Raw genomic sequence first — 15,642 nt, forward strand, 5'->3', positions numbered from 1 at the left:
GCGCCCGTGACGCGGCTCACGGAGTTCTCAGATTTCCCTGACACAGATCTAACCTCCGTCTAACGGCAGCCACAGTCACCGGCCCGACCATCGCGGGCATGGAGTCCTCCAGAGCGCGCCGTGTGCCCCTGCTCTACGTCGCCCTCGCCACCGTGGCCGTCGTGGGCGGTACGGCCGCGGGGACGGTGTACGTGAAGGCGCAGGCGCACTCGACTCGGGGCGCGCAGAGCGCCGTATCGTCGTCGGCGACGCCCTCAGTGGTGGCGGCGAGCGGGGAGGCATCCGTGGAACCGGTGGCACAGCCGACGGTGGATCTGGACGGGCTGCTGGCGGACGCGATGGAGTCGGTCACCGGCGCGGACGACGCTCAGGTGTCGGTGGCGGTATTGGATCTGGACTCCGGTGAGAGCGCCTCGTACGGGGACGCCTCCTTCGATACGGCGAGCATCGTGAAGGTCGACATCCTGGCGGCGCTGCTGCTGCAGGCGCAGGACGAGGGGCGGGCGCTGACGTCGGCGGAGCGGACGTACGCCACCGCCATGATCGAGAACAGCGACAACGTCTCCGCGTCGGCACTGTGGGAGACGATCGGCAGGGCGGAGGGGCTGGGCGCCGCGAACGAGCGCTTCGGGCTGACCGACACCGAGGGCGGCGACGGGATGCTGTGGGGGCTGACGCAGACCACGGCGGCGGATCAACTCACCCTGCTTCAGCAGGTGTTCGGGGAGGATTCGGAGCTGAGTGAGGCGTCGCGGACGTATCTGCAAGGGCTGATGGGGCAGATAGCGGTGGATCAGCGGTGGGGTGTCTCGGCCGTGGCGGACGGTTCCGGGTGGGCGCTCAAGAACGGGTGGCTGCCGCGGAGCACGACCGGGCTGTGGGACATCAACAGCATCGGGCGGGTGACGGTGGACGGGCGTGACTATCTGGTGGCGGCGCTGTCCGACGGGAACGAGACGAAGGCCGACGGAGTGTCGCTGATCGAGGCGGCCGTCAAGGCGGCGGTGTCGGTGTTCGCGACGGCCTAGAAGCCGTCCTGGCGTTCGCGGCGGCCCCGCCACAGGACCACGGCCGCCACCAGCAGGACGCCTCCGGCGCTGCCGGCCAACGGGGCCGCCCAGGCTGTCGTGTCGTCGTCGGTCGTGGTGGTCTCGGGGCCCGAGCCGAAGTACTCGTTGCCGTAGGCCTTCGACCGCAGGCCCTTCGGCTTGAGGTCGGCGGCCTTCTCGATGGCGGCCGCGGGGTCCACGAAGCCGTAGCCGCGGGAGTCGTCACGGCCGTCGGCGGGGGCGTTGCGGGCCGTGTCCTCCAGGAGCTTCTTGATCTGGGCCGGGGTCAGGCCCGGGTGAGCGGCCTTGACCAGGGCCACCGCGCCGGAGACGAAGGCCGCGGCGGCGCTGGTGCCCCAGCCCTCGTAGTACTTGCGGTCGGGGTCGGCGATCACGACGTCGACGCCGGGGGCGCTGACCGTGGCGTACCAGCGGCGGGTGGAGAAGGAGGCGCGGGTGCCGAACTTGTCGACGGCGGTCACGGCGATCACGCCCGGGTAGGCGGCCGGGTAGGAGATGTGGTCGCCCTTCTCGCCGCCGTTGCCGGCCGAGGCGACGACGACGGCGCCCTTTCTCAGGGCGTACTGGACGGCCTCGTCCTCGGCGGGTTCGGGGTGGGCGGACTTGGAGTCGTCGCCCAGGGAGAGGTTGATGACGTCGGCGCCGTGGTCGGCGGCCCAGCGGATGCCGTCGGCGAGGGCGTTGCCCCGGGTGGTGCGGGCCTTGGCGCGGGCGGAGTCGCCGTCCTCGAGGATCACGCGGACGGGGAGGATCTTCGCCTCGGGGGCGATGCCCATGACGCCGTCGGAGTTGCCGTAGCCGTGGCCGTGGCCGGCGATGATGCCGGCCATCGCGGTGCCGTGGCGGGCCCAGGCGCGGTCGCCCCGCTCGGCACCGAAGCCGACCATGTCGTTGCCGGTGAGGACGTTCCCGGCGAGGTCGGGGTGTTCGTTGTCGACGCCGGTGTCGAGGACGGCGACGGTGATGCCCTTGCCCTTGGTGGTCTGCCAGGCCTCGTCGGTGTGCATGGCCTCCAGGGCCCACTGCTGGGCGCGGATGCTGTCGGCGTGCGCGGCGGTGGCCGGGACGAGGGCGAGGGAGGCGGCGAGGAGGACGCTGAGCAGGCCGGTGCGGCGGATGCGGGCGGCGGTCACGAGGCCGACTCCGTGGCGTACGGGCCGACGTGCTTGCGCAGGGCGCGTTCGACGCGGTCGGCGAGACCTTTCGCCTCGTGGCCGAGGCCGGCCTGGGCGGGGGCCGTGGTGGCGCCGGACTCCATGGCGTCCGCGGCGGGCTGCGGCTCGTCGACGCCGCGGCCGTCGGTCCAGCCGGAGACGGCGTAGACGACGACCGGGGCGTCGGTGAGGACGGAGACGGTCCAGGTGGCGCGCTGGTCGCTCGCGAAGCCCGGGCCGTACGGGCGGGGCATGAGGTCGGTACGGCGGTCCAGGCCCTCGTCGGTGAACCGCTTGGCGAGGGAGGCCATGGCGGTGGCGTCGGCCTTGGTGAAGAGCAGGCCGACGGTGGTGACGTAGGTCTGGGTGGCGTCGGTGTAGGTGGCGCGCAGGAGCCGCTGGCAGCCGACGGGGGCGAGGGCCTTGCGCAGGAGCGGGTCGAAGGCGTCCTTGCAGCCGCTGTCCGGGGCGACGGCGATTCGCGTCCAGGTGCGATCAGCACCGCCGGGCCCGGCGCCCTGACCCTTCACGCTGGGCGGAAACAGCTGATCGACGGGGATGCTGTGCCAAAGACTCCGAGCCGCGACGAAATCGTCCCGGGCCCCGGCGGCTTCGGAATCCCCGACAAGCCAACTACCGGTGACCGCACCCCCGACCAGCCCAAGCCCCAACACAAGACAGGCAGCAACAGCAACAATCCGCGCCCTGCCCCGCCTGCCGAGCATCCTCGCCCGACCGCCCCCGTCATACCCCTCAGGCTCCCCGAACGACACAACGGGCCGCCCGTCGGCGGGGGTCATGGGGGCGCTCCAGGAGAAGGCGGGGTCGGGGGTGGTGGGGGTGTCGCGGGGGGCGGGGTCGGGAGTCGCGGGGGCGTGGCGGGGGAGGCCGGGGGTCGCGGGGGCCTGGCGGGGGGCGAGGCCGGGAGTGGCGGAGGCCTCGCGGGAGGCGGGGGCGGGAGCCGCGGAGGCCTCGCGGGAGGCGAAGCCGGGAGTCGCGGAGGCCTCGCGGGAGGCGAGACCGGGAGCGGTGGAGGCTTCGCGGGAGGCGGCGGGGTCGGCGACGGGCTCGGCGGGGATGGGGCGCAGGCGCGTGGTCGTCTCCGACGGGGTCTCGGCGGGGGCGGTGGGGCGGCGCAGGTGTGGCAGCGGGCGGCGGACAGGGGCCGGGGCGGATGCGGTGAGGCGCGGGCTGGTGGGCGTGGCCGGGCTGGACGGGGTGGCGGACGGGAGCGAGGACGCGCTGCCGGAAGAGACCGAGCTGGACGGGCTCGCCGTGTGGCGGAACAGCGCGCCGCCGGACGGGTCCGGACCCGGCGGGGTGGCGGACTGGCTCGCCGCCGGGCCGGAGGACGCGCCGCTGGACGTGGCCGAGCCAGGCGGGGTGACTGGCGGAGTCCCCGCCGGACGGAACAGCGCGCCATCGGACGAGGCCGGGCCGGGCGGGCCGGAGGACGCGCCGCTGGACGTGGCCGAGCCAGGCGGGGTGACTGACGGAGTCCCCGCCGGACGGAATAGCGCGCCATCGGACGAGGCCGGGCCGGGCGGGCCGGAGAGCGCGCCGCCAGACGAGGCCGAACCAGGCGGGGTGACTGACGGAGTCGCGGCCGGACGGAACGGCGCGCCATCGGACGAGACCGGACCGGGCGGCGTCGCGGACGGGCTCGTCGCCGGGCGGGAGGGCGTGCCCGCGGCGGCCGCCGGGCGAGGCATCGCCGCGGCCGAAGCGCCCGGGCCCGGCGGGACTGCGGTCGAGGAGGCCGAGCGCGGCGCTGCACCACCGGCCGCAGTCGGGCTCGTTGCCAGGCGTGGAGGCGTGCCGTCAGGAGCAGTCGGGCTCGACATCGGACTCGGCGGCCTGCCGTCAGAGGCAGTCGGGGTCGTCGCCGGGCGCGGCGGTGTCCGACCAGACGCAGCCTGGCTCGACGTCAGGCGCGCAGACGTGGCGCCGGAAGCGGTCGGGCTCGTTGTCGGCCGTAGTGGCGTGCCGTTAGAAACAGCCGGGCTCGACGTCGCGCGCGTAGGCGTGGCACCGGAAGCGGTCGGGCTCGTTGCCGGACGCGGCGGCGTGCCGTCAGAGGCGCTCGGGCTCGTCGCCGGGCGGAGCGGTGCCCCACCAGACGCAGCCTGGCTCGACGTCGGGCGCGTAGGCGTGGCGCCGGAAGCGGTCGGGCTCGACATCGGACGTGGTGGCGTGCCGTCAGAGGCGCTCGGGGGCGTCGCCGGGCGGAGGGGTGTCCCATCAGGCGCAGCCGGGCGCGCAGGCGTGGTGGTGGGGGGCGTCGGGTGGGGGTGGGTGGTGGCCTCGCCGGGTGAGTCGGGGGACGGCGGTGGTGGGGTGTCCGGGAAGCGGGCGGATGCCTTGGGTGGGGGTGGGGTGGCCGGGGGTTCGGTGCTCGGTGTGGGGACGTGTGTCGCCGTTGGGCGTGTGCCGGCTCGGGACGTGGTCGCCGAGTCGGCCGCCGGCGGTGGGTCCTGTTGCGGCTTCGGGGGGTGCGGTGGGCGTGGGGGGATGGAGGCGCGTTGCGCTTCCGTGTTCATGCGCCCCCCGTTTCCTGTTGCCCGGGCCTGTCGTACGCGGGCCCCGTTTCGTTCGCCCGGGCCCGGTGCTTCCGGGCGACATCTACCCGCACGGGTGGACCGGCATCCCGGTCCCCACGTGCGTGCGCGTCACTCTACGGGTTGATCCCGGCGCCGCGGGAACCAGTCCACGAGCCCGGGGCTTTAGCCCGGAACGTCCCCCTACCCTGCGGTAATCCTGTCTGGCAGGCTTCGTTCATGACTGCGCGCGCCGCCGACCGGGCCCGTTACGACCGGGCCACCGCCCATCTCGACGCCCCCCTCGCGATCGTGGACCTGGAGGCCTTCGACGCCAACGCGGACGACCTCGTCCATCGCGCGGGCGGCAAGCCCATCCGCGTCGCCAGCAAGTCCGTCCGCTGCCGGGCCCTGCTCGAACGCGTCCTCGCCCGCGACGGCTTCGCGGGGATCATGTCCTTCACCCTCGCCGAGTCCCTGTGGCTGGCCCGCTCCGGCTTCGACGACATCCTGCTCGCTTACCCGTCCGCCGACCGGGCCGGATTCGCCGAGCTCACCAGCGACCCCAAGCTCGCCTCCGCCGTCACCGTGATGATCGACGACCCGGCACAGCTCCGGCTCATCGACGACGCCCGGGACGGAGGGCGTGAAGTCGTCCGGGTCTGCCTGGAGTTGGACACCTCGCTGAAGCTGCTCGGGGGCCGTGTGCGGGTCGGGGCCCGGCGTTCCCCGCTGCACTCCCCCGCCCAAGTCGCCGACATGGCCCAGATCGTCGCCCGTCGGCCGGGTTTCGAGGTCGTCGGGATCATGGCGTACGAGGGACACATCGCCGGCGTCGGTGACTCCATCGCCGGGCGCCCCCTGCGCTCGCGTGCCGTGCGGCTGATGCAGGCCACCGCGCGCCGGGAACTCGTCCAGCGGCGGGCCGAGGTGGTACGGGCGCTGCGGACCGTGGCGCCGGGGCTGAAGTTCGTCAACGGCGGCGGCACCGGCAGCGTCCAGTTCACCGCCGCCGAGGACTGCGTCACCGAGATCGGCGCCGGGTCGGGACTCTACGTACCGCGCCTGTTCGACAACTACACGTCCTTCAGCGGACGTCCGGCCGCCCTGTTCGCCCAGCCCGTCGTCCGGCGGCCCGGCGTCGGGGTCGTGACCGTCCTCGGCGGCGGCTACCCGGCCTCCGGTGTCGCAGGACCCGACCGGCTGCCGGTGCCGTACCTGCCGGAGGGGCTGCGCTACGACCCCCAGGAGGGCCCCGGCGAGGTCCAGACCCCGCTGCTCGGCTCCCCCGCCGACGATCTGCTGATCGGCGACAAGGTGTGGTTCCGTCACGCCAAGGCGGGTGAACTGTGCGAGCGCTTCGAGCAGTTGCACCTGATCGAGGGCGACACGGTGACGGCGACCGTACCGACGTACCGGGGAGAGGGCCACACCTTCCTCTAGCCCTCGCTCGGACCCACGCTGCTGCCCACTCCCCCGCCCCCGTCCGGGTCGTCGACGGACCGGATGCCCTTGGTGATGTGGTCCATGTCGGTCAGGGGCGGGCCGTCCGGGCCCGCGTCGAAGACGTAGCGGACGCAGATCGGTGACTCGGTGCCGACGCGGGACGGGAAGACCGTCGACTGGACGTAGCCGCCGGGGCCCTCGGCGGTGGTGACCCGCCAGCGCACGAAGTACCCGGCCCGGCCGGCCACCGCGACCGGGCCGGACTTGACGACCTTGTGGGACTCCATGCCGCCGTAGGGCCGTCGGCCGATCGTGTCGCGGTCGTACGCGGACTCGGCCGCCTCCTTGATGTCCTGCTCGGCCAGCGCCTCGGGGGACCGCTCGTCGTTCGAGGTGACCGTCATCGACATGACGAGGCCGTGGCGGCACAGGCCCTCGTCGCCGGGGCAGTCGTAGGTGCCGTCCGTGGTCATGACGACGTCGTCGTCCGCGACGTACTTCGGCCTGACCCAGCCGTCGGGCAACGGCAATGTGATGCCGTTGAGTTCGTCGGTCACGACGGCCGGGTCGTCGGCGGACGGCTCGCTCGGGGAAGGGGTAGGGGAAGGAGAAGGTGACTCCGGGGCCTGCGTGTAGTACGTGGGCGCCGTCTCGATCTCCGCACCGCTCTCGTCCTCCCCCTGCCCCAGCACCACCGCCCCCGTGACGATCGCCGCCACGAGCACGACCGCCGCCGTGGTGACGGCGACGGCCTTGGCCCGCCCGGAGGCCGCCACGACCGGCATCGGCGCCGTCACCTCGGGTGTGCGCCGGTGTTCGGTCCAGGCCGTGCCGTCCCACCAGCGCTCCAGATGCGGAGCTTTGGGATCGCGGTACCAGCCGGGTGGGGGCGTCATGCTCATGCGGGCACTGTAGGACGCCGCCTACAGGGGGGTGACATACGCCCCGGAAATTCCCCCGTCCACCAGGAAGTCGGTGGCGTTGACGAAGGAGGAGTCGTCGCTGGCCAGGAAGGCGACCGCGGCGGCGATCTCGTCGGCCTCGGCGAACCGGCCCAGCGGAATGTGGACGAGGCGGCGGGCGGCGCGCTCGGGGTCCTTGGCGAACAGTTCCTGCAGCAAGGGGGTGTTCACCGGGCCGGGGCAGAGGGCGTTGACGCGGATGCCCTCCCTCGCGAACTGCACACCCAGTTCGCGGGACATGGCGAGGACTCCGCCCTTGGACGCCGTGTACGAGATCTGGGACGTGGCCGCGCCCATCCGCGCCACGAACGACGCCGTGTTGATGATCGAGCCCTTGCCCTGGCGCCGCATGTACGGGATCGCGGCCTTGCAGCACAGGTAGACGGAGGTGAGGTTGACCTCCTGGACGCGCTTCCAGGCCTCAAGTCCCGTCTCCAGGATGGAGTCGTCGTCGGGCGGCGAGATCCCGGCGTTGTTGAAGGCGATGTCGACGCTGCCGTAGGTGTCGTAGGCCGTCTGGAACAGCGCCTCGACCTGCTCGGCGTCGGTGACGTCCACCTTGACGAAGGTGCCGCCGACCTCGTCCGCCGCCGCCTTTCCGCGCTGTTCGTCGACGTCGCCGCAGACCACATGGGCGCCCTCGGACGCGAGCCGGCGGGCGGTGGCGAGGCCGATGCCGCTGCCGGCTCCGGTGATGACGGCGGTACGGCCGACCAGTCGGCGGCAGACGATCTCTTCGGTTGCTGAGGTCACTGTGCGGGGCCCTCCGTGCTGATGAAGACGTTCTTGGTCTCGGTGAAGGCGGTCAGCGCGTCCGGGCCGAGCTCACGGCCGATACCGGACTGCTTGAAGCCGCCGAAGGGGGTCCAGTAGCGGACGCTGGAGTGGGAGTTGACGGACAGGTTGCCCGCGCGGACGGCCTGCGAGACGCGCAGGGCGCGGCCGACGTCCCGGGTCCAGATGGAGCCGGAGAGGCCGTAGTCGGTGGCGTTGGCGAGCGCCACGGCCTCCGCCTCGTCCTCGAAGGGGAGGACGACGGCGACTGGTCCGAAGACCTCCTCGACGGCCACGCGCGCGTGCGGGTCGACGCCGGTGAGGACGGTGGGCGGGAACCAGAAGCCGGGGCCCTCGGGGGCTTTGCCACGAATGCCCTCGAGATCGCCGGAGACGTACGAACGGACGCGTTCCAGTTGTGCCTTGGAGATCAGCGGGCCCATCTGTGTCTGCTCATCGGCGGGATCGCCCACGCGCACCGACTCGATACTCGGAGCCAGGAGGTCCAGGAACCGGTCGTAGACAGTCCGCTGGACGAGGATGCGCGTGCGGGCGCAGCAGTCCTGTCCTGAGTTGTCGAGGAAGGACATGGGCGCGGCCCGGGCGGCGGCCTCGATGTCCGCGTCGGCGAAGACGATGTTGGGGCTCTTGCCGCCGAGTTCGAGGGTGACCCGCTTGAGGAGCGCGGAGCCCTTCGCCAACACCTGTTTGCCCACGGCCGTTGACCCCGTGAAGACGACCTTCGCCACGCCCGGGTGCTCGACGAGGGCGTTGCCCGCGACGGGACCATGACCGGGTAGCACCTGGAACAGGCCCTCGGGCAGCCCGGCCTCCAGGGCGAGTTCGGCCAGGCGGAGTGCGGTCAGCGGGGTCGTCTCGGCCGGCTTCAGGATCACGGCGTTGCCCGCGGCCAGCGCCGGGGCCGTGCCCCAGGCCGCGATCGGCATCGGGAAGTTCCAGGGCGCGATGACGCCCACGACACCGAGCGGTTCGAGGATCGTGACGTCGAGGCCGCCGGGGACCGGGATCTGACGTCCGGTCAGCCGCTCCACGCCGCCCGCCGCGTAGTCGAGCAGATCACGGACGTTGCCCGCCTCCCAGCGGGCGTTGCCGACGGTGTGCCCGGCCTCGCGGACCTCCAACTGGGCGAGTTCTTCGAGGTGTTCGTCGACGGCGACGGCGAACCGGCGGAGCAGTCGGGCCCGGTCGGCGGGGGCCAGGGCCGCCCACTGGGCCTGGGCGCGGGCGGCCCGTACGACCGCCGCGTCCACGTCGGCCGCGGACGCCGCCGGGATGGTGGCGACGACCTCTTCGGTGGCCGGGTTCAGTACCTGGAGCTGGTCGGACAAGGCGGGCCTCACAGGCGTTCGAAGGAGCGGCGCAGCTCCCAGTCGGTGACCGCGGCGTCGTAGGCGTCGGTCTCGACGCGCGCCATGTTCCGGTAGTGCGCGACGACCTCGTCGCCGAAGGCGGCCTTGGCGATCGGGCTGTTCTCCCAGAGCTCGGCGGCCTCGCGCAGGGTGGTCGGGACGTGCTCGTACTCGGCGGTGTAGGCGTTGCCGGGGCAGGCCTCGGGCAGCTCCAGTTTCTGCTCGATGCCGTACAGGCCCGCGGCCACCATGCCCGCCACCGCCAGATGCGGGTTGACGTCGCCGCCGGGAAGGCGGTTCTCGAAGCGCAGGGAGCGGCCGTGGCCGACCACGCGCAGGGCGCAGGTGCGGTTGTCGTGGCCCCAGGCGACGGCGGTCGGCGCGAAGGAGCCGGGCTGGAACCGCTTGTAGGAGTTGATGTTGGGGGCGTAGAGGAGGGCGAAGTCCCGCAGAGCCGCCAGTTGTCCGGCGAGGAAGTACCGCATGACCTCGGACATTCCGTCGGGCCCGGCCATCGCGTTGTTGCCGGCCGCGTCCGCGAGCGAGAGGTGGATGTGGCAGGAGTTGCCCTCGCGCTCGTTGTACTTGGCCATGAAGGTCAGCGACATGCCCTCCTGCGCGGCGATCTCCTTGGCGCCGGTCTTGTAGACGGCGTGCTGGTCGCAGGTGACCAGGGCCTCGTCGTACCGGAAGGCGATCTCGTGCTGGCCGGGGTTGCACTCGCCCTTGGCGGACTCGACGGTGAGTCCGGCGCCGGCCATCTCGTTGCGGATGCGCCGCAGCAGGGGTTCGATCCGGCCGGTACCGAGGACGGAGTAGTCGATGTTGTACTGGTTGGCCGGGGTCAGGCCCCGGTAGTTCGCGTCCCAGGCCTGTTCGTAAGTGTCCTTGAAGACGATGAACTCCAGCTCGGTGCCGACCTGCGCGGTGAGCCCTAGTTCGGCGAGGCGCTCAAGTTGTCGGCGCAGGATCTGGCGGGGGGCGGCGACGACCGGGGAGCCGTCCTCCCAGGCGAGGTCGGCGATGACCATGGCCGTGCCGTCGTTCCAGGGGACGCGGCGCAGGGTGGACAGATCCGGGTGCATGGCGAAGTCGCCGTAGCCGCGGTCCCAGGAGGACATGGCATAGCCGTCGACGGTGTTCATCTCGGTGTCGACGGCGAGCAGGTAGTTGCAGCCCTCGGTGCCGTGGTGCAGTACCTCGTCGAGGAAGAAGCGCGCGGCGAACCGCTTGCCCTGGAGCCGTCCTTGCATGTCCGGGAAGGCCAGGACGACGGTGTCGATCTCACCGCCGGCGACGAGGGCGTGCAGCTCCTCGACGCCGAGCGGCGGTGTGCGGTCTGCCACGGGAAAGCCTCCTTAAGGCTTCTTCGGTCAGCTCCGGAGCCATAAGGTATTGCCGAGAACCTTTGCTTGGGAAGGGGGCACGGCCGGATGTCGGTGGACGCTGACCAAGGCCCGGACGCCGACCACCGCCCGGAGGACCGGCTCACCCCGGTACTGCGGCCGGTGCGGGCGGGCAACGGCTTCGAGGAGGCACTGCAGCAGATCCTCCAGGTGGTCCGGCTCGGTCTGGTGCCGGGCGGTGAGCGGCTGCCCGCGGAGCGGGAGCTGGCCGAGCGGCTCGGGATCAGCCGGGTAACTCTGCGCGAGGTGCTCAAGGTGCTCCAGGACCAGGGTCTGGTGGAGTCCCGGCGGGGGCGGTACGGCGGAACGTTCGTGCTGCCGCGCACGGACGCCGGCGGCGAGGACGAGCTGCGCCGCCGGATCGCCGAGGTGGACATCGAGGACGTGCTGCGCTTCCGTGAGGTACTGGAGGTGGGCGCGGTGGGGCTGTGCGCGGCGCACGGTCTGACGCGGGAGCAGCGGGAGCGGCTGCGGGAGGCGCTGGCCCGCACCCAGGACGCGCCGCTGGGCGACTACCGGCGCCGGGACACACTGCTGCACCTCACGCTCGCCGAGCTGTGCGGCTCGCCGACCCTGACCGCGCAGTACGCGGCGGTACGGGCGACGGTGAACGAACTGCTGGACTGCATCCCGATCCTGGTCCGGAATCTGGAGCATTCGCAGCGGCAGCACGCGGCGCTGGTGGAGGCGGTGCTGGACGCGGACGCGGACGCGGCGCGGGAGATCATGCGGGAGCACTGCGCGGGGACGGCGGCGCTGCTCAGGGGGTTCCTGGCGTGACACATAGACGGGTGCCGCAAAGGTATGAGGACGGTCCATTGAAGGGACACGGTATGCCGGGCAGGCCGTTGATCGGCGTCAGTACGTATCTGGAGGCCGGGGCGCGCTGGGGCGTGTGGGAGCTGGACGCGGCGCTGCTGCCGGCCGGGTATCCGCGGCTGGTGCAGCGGGCGGGCGGGCTCGCGGCGCTGCTGCCGCCGGACGCGCCGGAGCAGGCGGCGGCGACGGTGGCCCGCCTCGACGGGCTGGTCATCGCGGGCGGTCCGGACGTGGAGCCGGTCCGCTACGGCGCCGAGCGCCACCCGCGCACCGGGCCGCCGGCGCGGGAGCGGGACGCGTGGGAACTGGCCCTGATCGAGGCCGCGCTCACCGCCCGGCTCCCCCTGCTGGGGATCTGCCGGGGCATGCAGCTCCTCAACGTCGCCCTCGGCGGCACGCTCGTCCAGCATCTGGAGGGTCACGCCGAGGTGGTCGGCGTCTTCGGCGGCCACACCGTCAAACCGGTACCAGGCACGCTCTACGCCGGTATCGCCCCGGAGGAGACGAGTGTGCCGACGTATCACCACCAGTCCGTGGACCGCCTCGGCGAGGGGCTTGTGCCCTCGGCCCACGCGGAGGACGGCACGTTGGAGGCCGTAGAACTCCCCGGGGACCACTGGGTGTTGGGAGTGCAGTGGCATCCGGAGATGGGTGAGGACGTGCGGGTGATGAGGGCGCTGGTGGAGGCGAGCGTCGGCTAGCCGCCCCGCGTCAGATGCAGCAAGTCCCGCGCCGGTCCCACCGGCCGATGCCCCGTCGGCCACACCGCCCTCAGGTCGCGGGCCAGCGACACGTCCGCCATCGGGATGCTCACCAGCCGCCGCATCGACAGTTCCTCGCGGACCGCGAGTTCGCTCAGGACCGCCGGACCCGCGCCGCTCACGGCCGCCGCCTTCACCGCCGTGGTCGAGGAAAGTTCGATCAAGGGGCGGGCCAGACCGCCCAGGGCCGTGTCCAGGACCTGGCGGGTGCCCGAGCCCTTCTCCCGGAGGATCAGGGGGGTGACGGCCAACTCCTCGGCTGTGAGCGGGCGTCGGCGGCGGGCCCAAGGGTGGCCGGGGGCCGTCACGACGATCAGGCGGTCGTGGGCGATGACCACCGAGTCCAGGCCCGTGGGGACCGTCAGGCCCTCCACGAAGCCGAGGTCCGCCTCGTCGGAGAGGAGCCGTTCGGCCACCACCGTCGAGTTGCCCGCGAGCAGCGACACCGCCGTGTCCGGGCGGCCCGCGCGCAGCGCCAGCAGCCAGCCCGGCAGCAGATACTCGGCGATCGTCATGCTCGCCGCCACCCGCAGCCGCGAGTCCCGCCGGTCCCGCAGCGCCTGCGCGCCCACGTCGAAGGCCTCCGCCGCCTCCACGATCCGCCGCGCCCAGTCCGTCACCAGCGCACCGGCGTCCGTCAGCCGTGAGCCCCGCGGCGAGCGGTCCACCAGCGCCACCCCGAGCTGCCGTTCCATCGACCGGATCCGGCTGCTGGCCGCGGGCTGGGTGATGCCCAGCTCACGGGCGGCCCCGCCCAGGCTGCCGAGCCGCGCCACCGCCAGCAGCAGCTCCAGCCCGCCGAGGTCGGGGACTCGATGGGCCAGGGAACTCGTCACCGCACTACTCATAAAGCCAGCTTATGCCCTCATAGAGACATACTCCCTGGTGGTGGACGTCCGAGGGCGGGACCGTACGACCATGGTCACCGCCGCCCAGTCCCGCCCCCGTGCCATGGCCGTCCGTCACCTCGGACCGAACTGGTACGCCTCCGTCATGGGAACCGCCATCGTCGCCACCGCCGGCGCCGCGCTCCCCGTGCCCGTCCCCCGAGCCGTGTGCGCCGCCGTCTGGGCCCTGTCCCTGGCGCTGCTCCTCGCACTCCTCGCCGCCCGCGCCCTGCACTGGACCCACCACCGCGACCAGGCCCGCGCCCACCTCATGGACCCGGCGACGGCCCCCTTCTACGGCTGTCTCTCCATGGCCCTGCTGGCCGTCGGCGGCGGCGCTCTCACCGTCGGCCGGGACTGGATCGGCATCGAGGCGGCGGTCGCGCTCGACGTCGTGCTGTTCACCGTCGGTACGGTGATCGGACTCGCGGCCGCGGTCGCCGTCCCGTACCTGATGGCCGTACGGCACCGGGTGGAGCCGTCGCAGGCCACGCCCGTCTGGCTGCTGCCGCTCGTCGCGCCCATGGTGTCCGCCGCGCTCGGGCCGCTGCTGGTGCCGTATCTGCCCGCCGGGCAGGCCCAGGAGACGCTGCTGCTGGCCTGCTTCGCGATGTTCGGGCTGAGCCTGCTCGCGACCCTGCTGATGCTGCCGCTCGTCTTCGCCCGGCTGGTCACGGCCGGACCGCTGCCGCTCGCGCTGACGCCGACCCTGTTCCTGGTGCTGGGCCCGCTCGGCCAGTCGACCACCGCCGTAGGCAAGTTCGCGGAGTACGCGCCGGGCGTCGTCCCGGCCCCGTACAGCCAGGGCTTCGACGTGTTTGCCGTCCTGTACGGCGTGCCGGTCATGGGGTTCGCGCTGCTGTGGCTCGGGTTCGCCACCGCCCATGTCGTGCGCGCCCGGCGGCAGGGGATGCGGTTCGCGATGACCTGGTGGGCGTTCACCTTCCCGGTCGGCACCTGTGTCACCGGCGCCGAGGCACTGGCCCGGCACACCGGGCTCGTGGTCTACGAGTGGCTCGCGATCGGTCTGTACGCCGTGCTCGTCGCCGCCTGGCTCGTCGCCGCCGCGCACACCGCGCGCGGGGTGGTCAGCGGCGCGCTGCTCGCAGGGCCGCGCCCAGCACTTCCGGCGCCTCGGCCAGTGACGGTCCGTACCACGTCAGGTGCCGACCGCTGACCAGCGCGCAGGGCAGTCCGGGGAAGGCCTCCGGACCGTCGTCGGCCGTGAAGCGGTAGGGCTCGTCCGGGAGGACGACCACATCCGGGGCCGTGGCCCGCAGCTCCTCCAGGGGGATGCGCGGGTAGCGGTCCTCGTGCGTCGCGTACCGGTGGTCCACGCCGAGACGGGCCAGCACGTCACCGGCGAACGTGTCGCGGCCCAGCACCATCCAGGGCCGCCGCCAGATCGGCACCACGGCGGACGTACGGCGGTCAGGGGCCGGCAGCGCCGACCAGGTCCGCTCCGCCTCGTCCAGCCAGCGCGGCCGGGTCCCGGTCCCGCACGCGGTCAGCACCCGGTCCAGCTCCCGGAAGGCCTCCGGCACATCGCGGACCTCGGTGAGCAGCACCTCGATGCCCGCCGCCCGCAGGTCCGCGAGGTCGGGGGCGCGGTTCTCCTCCTCGTTGGCGATCACCAGGTCGGGGGCGAGGTCGACGATCCGCTCGGTCTTGGGATTCTTGGTGCCGCCGATCCGGGCCACGCCGAGGTCCGCCGGATGCGTGCACCAGTCCGTGACGCCGACCAGGACGCCGGGGGCCGAGAGAGCCACGGCCTCCGTCAGGGACGGCACCAGGGAGACGACGCGCATCAGCGCGGCCGGTCCTGGACGGCCTCGATGTGCTCGGCCACCGCGACGACCACCACCCGGGTCTCCGGCACCGTGGCCCGCCAGCGGTGGCGGACCCCGCCGGTGAGGTACAGGGTGTCGCCACGGCCGAGCCGGTAGGCGCGCCCCTCCGCCTCGATCTCGACGGCGCCGTCGGCGACGTACATCAACTGGTCGTTGCGGTACTGGAATTCACGGCCCGCGTCATGGTCCCCGGTGAACTCGGAGGCGTGCATCTGATGGTGGCCGCGCACCAGGGAACGCGTCCGCGGCTCGGGGGTCACCTCAGTGCACTCGGCGCGTACGACGTCCACGCTGCACGCGGGGTCGGCCGCTGCGAGGAGTTCGACGGCCGTGGTGCGCAGGGCGTCGGCGAGTTTCTCCAGGGAGCTTCTGCTGGGGCGGGCGCGGTCGTTCTCCACCTGGCTCAGGAAGGGCACCGACAGGCCGCTGCGCTCGGCCACGACGGCGAGGGTGAGCTCCAGCGCGCGACGCCGCCGCCGTACGGCCGCGCCCACCCGCAGGGGCTGTTCTTTGTGGTCGCCCATCGCTCCGGCTCCCTCCTTCGCTCGTCGTCCGGTGCCGAGTCTCGGCCGAGTCCTCTGATGAGTTCTCTGCACCCTACGCATG

Annotated in this window: 14 protein-coding genes; 5 read left to right on the forward strand and 9 right to left on the reverse strand. The window is 72.9% G+C overall.

Features of this window, described 5'->3' with window-relative positions; translation table 11 throughout:
• The first annotated feature begins 98 nt into the window (after positions 1 to 98).
• Positions 99 to 1,028 (forward strand): serine hydrolase, encoded by a 930-nt coding sequence (locus OHT76_RS08535; RefSeq protein ID WP_328870140.1) that lies wholly within the window; start codon positions 99 to 101, stop codon positions 1,026 to 1,028.
• On the opposite strand, the gene mycP is transcribed toward OHT76_RS08535, so the two are convergent.
• Together mycP and OHT76_RS08545 are read right to left on the reverse strand one after the other, a co-directional pair.
• Entirely contained in the window at positions 1,025 to 2,203 is a 1,179-nt protein-coding gene (gene mycP / locus OHT76_RS08540; protein WP_328870141.1) for a type VII secretion-associated serine protease mycosin, read from the reverse strand. The genes OHT76_RS08535 and mycP overlap by 4 nt on opposite strands.
• Positions 2,200 to 3,936: a hypothetical protein gene (locus tag OHT76_RS08545; protein ID WP_328870142.1), complete on the reverse strand. Its 1,737-nt coding sequence runs from the start codon at positions 3,934 to 3,936 to the stop codon at positions 2,200 to 2,202. Before OHT76_RS08545 ends, mycP begins: the two co-directional genes overlap by 4 nt.
• 1,065 nt (positions 3,937 to 5,001) lie before the next feature.
• Between OHT76_RS08545 and OHT76_RS08550 the strand changes: the two genes are divergently transcribed.
• Positions 5,002 to 6,204 (forward strand): amino acid deaminase/aldolase, encoded by a 1,203-nt coding sequence (locus tag OHT76_RS08550; protein WP_328870143.1) that lies wholly within the window; start codon positions 5,002 to 5,004, stop codon positions 6,202 to 6,204.
• Here the strand turns inward: OHT76_RS08550 and OHT76_RS08555 are convergent.
• Genes OHT76_RS08555 through OHT76_RS08570 form a run of 4 tightly spaced genes read right to left on the reverse strand, consistent with a single transcriptional unit; the run spans position 6,201 to position 10,659 of the window.
• The gene (locus tag OHT76_RS08555; protein WP_328876482.1) at positions 6,201 to 7,103 is read right to left on the reverse strand and encodes a DUF2510 domain-containing protein; all 903 of its coding nucleotides are present in this window, start codon (positions 7,101 to 7,103) and stop codon (positions 6,201 to 6,203) included. The two genes, OHT76_RS08550 and OHT76_RS08555, sit on opposite strands and share 4 nt — an antisense overlap.
• A 27-nt stretch (positions 7,104 to 7,130) precedes the next feature.
• Complete coding sequence (locus tag OHT76_RS08560; protein WP_328870144.1) at positions 7,131 to 7,922, reverse strand: 3-oxoacyl-ACP reductase; 792 nt, start codon at positions 7,920 to 7,922, stop codon at positions 7,131 to 7,133.
• The gene (locus OHT76_RS08565) at positions 7,919 to 9,292 is read right to left on the reverse strand and encodes an aldehyde dehydrogenase family protein (RefSeq protein WP_328870145.1); all 1,374 of its coding nucleotides are present in this window, start codon (positions 9,290 to 9,292) and stop codon (positions 7,919 to 7,921) included. Before OHT76_RS08565 ends, OHT76_RS08560 begins: the two co-directional genes overlap by 4 nt.
• 8 nt (positions 9,293 to 9,300) lie before the next feature.
• Positions 9,301 to 10,659: a glutamine synthetase family protein gene (locus OHT76_RS08570; protein WP_328870146.1), complete on the reverse strand. Its 1,359-nt coding sequence runs from the start codon at positions 10,657 to 10,659 to the stop codon at positions 9,301 to 9,303.
• 87 nt (positions 10,660 to 10,746) lie between these two features.
• Between OHT76_RS08570 and OHT76_RS08575 the strand changes: the two genes are divergently transcribed.
• Both OHT76_RS08575 and OHT76_RS08580 read left to right on the forward strand, forming a co-directional pair.
• Complete coding sequence (locus OHT76_RS08575) at positions 10,747 to 11,499, forward strand: FadR/GntR family transcriptional regulator (protein ID WP_328870147.1); 753 nt, start codon at positions 10,747 to 10,749, stop codon at positions 11,497 to 11,499.
• A 53-nt stretch (positions 11,500 to 11,552) separates the two neighbouring features.
• Positions 11,553 to 12,239: a gamma-glutamyl-gamma-aminobutyrate hydrolase family protein gene (locus OHT76_RS08580; protein ID WP_328870148.1), complete on the forward strand. Its 687-nt coding sequence runs from the start codon at positions 11,553 to 11,555 to the stop codon at positions 12,237 to 12,239.
• Here OHT76_RS08580 and OHT76_RS08585 read toward each other — a convergent pair.
• Positions 12,236 to 13,147: a LysR family transcriptional regulator gene (locus OHT76_RS08585; RefSeq protein WP_328870149.1), complete on the reverse strand. Its 912-nt coding sequence runs from the start codon at positions 13,145 to 13,147 to the stop codon at positions 12,236 to 12,238. The genes OHT76_RS08580 and OHT76_RS08585 overlap by 4 nt on opposite strands.
• A gap of 70 nt (positions 13,148 to 13,217) precedes the next feature.
• Between OHT76_RS08585 and OHT76_RS08590 the strand changes: the two genes are divergently transcribed.
• Positions 13,218 to 14,363 (forward strand): TDT family transporter, encoded by a 1,146-nt coding sequence (locus OHT76_RS08590; RefSeq protein WP_328876483.1) that lies wholly within the window; start codon positions 13,218 to 13,220, stop codon positions 14,361 to 14,363.
• On the opposite strand, the gene OHT76_RS08595 is transcribed toward OHT76_RS08590, so the two are convergent.
• A complete protein-coding gene (locus OHT76_RS08595; protein WP_328870150.1) occupies positions 14,275 to 14,994 on the reverse strand; it encodes a helical backbone metal receptor in 720 nt (239 codons plus the stop codon). The two genes, OHT76_RS08590 and OHT76_RS08595, sit on opposite strands and share 89 nt — an antisense overlap.
• Complete coding sequence (locus OHT76_RS08600; RefSeq protein WP_328870151.1) at positions 14,994 to 15,560, reverse strand: helix-turn-helix domain-containing protein; 567 nt, start codon at positions 15,558 to 15,560, stop codon at positions 14,994 to 14,996. Before OHT76_RS08600 ends, OHT76_RS08595 begins: the two co-directional genes overlap by 1 nt.
• Positions 15,561 to 15,642 lie beyond the last annotated feature (82 nt).

The sequence above is a fragment of the Streptomyces sp. NBC_00287 genome (assembly GCF_036173105.1).
GTDB lineage: Bacteria > Actinomycetota > Actinomycetes > Streptomycetales > Streptomycetaceae > Streptomyces.

Coding starts and splice junctions, on each gene's coding strand:
- OHT76_RS08535 (WP_328870140.1), top strand. CDS start 99: ATGGAGTCCTCCAGAGCGCGCCGTGTGCCCCTGCTCTACGTCGCCCTC.
- OHT76_RS08545 (WP_328870142.1), bottom strand. CDS start 3,936: ATGCCTCGCCCGGCGGCCGCCGCGGGCACGCCCTCCCGCCCGGCGACG.
- OHT76_RS08550 (WP_328870143.1), top strand. CDS start 5,002: ATGACTGCGCGCGCCGCCGACCGGGCCCGTTACGACCGGGCCACCGCC.
- OHT76_RS08555 (WP_328876482.1), bottom strand. CDS start 7,103: ATGACGCCCCCACCCGGCTGGTACCGCGATCCCAAAGCTCCGCATCTG.
- OHT76_RS08575 (WP_328870147.1), top strand. CDS start 10,747: ATGTCGGTGGACGCTGACCAAGGCCCGGACGCCGACCACCGCCCGGAG.
- OHT76_RS08580 (WP_328870148.1), top strand. CDS start 11,553: ATGCCGGGCAGGCCGTTGATCGGCGTCAGTACGTATCTGGAGGCCGGG.
- OHT76_RS08585 (WP_328870149.1), bottom strand. CDS start 13,147: ATGAGTAGTGCGGTGACGAGTTCCCTGGCCCATCGAGTCCCCGACCTC.
- OHT76_RS08590 (WP_328876483.1), top strand. CDS start 13,218: ATGGTCACCGCCGCCCAGTCCCGCCCCCGTGCCATGGCCGTCCGTCAC.
- OHT76_RS08595 (WP_328870150.1), bottom strand. CDS start 14,994: ATGCGCGTCGTCTCCCTGGTGCCGTCCCTGACGGAGGCCGTGGCTCTC.
- OHT76_RS08600 (WP_328870151.1), bottom strand. CDS start 15,560: ATGGGCGACCACAAAGAACAGCCCCTGCGGGTGGGCGCGGCCGTACGG.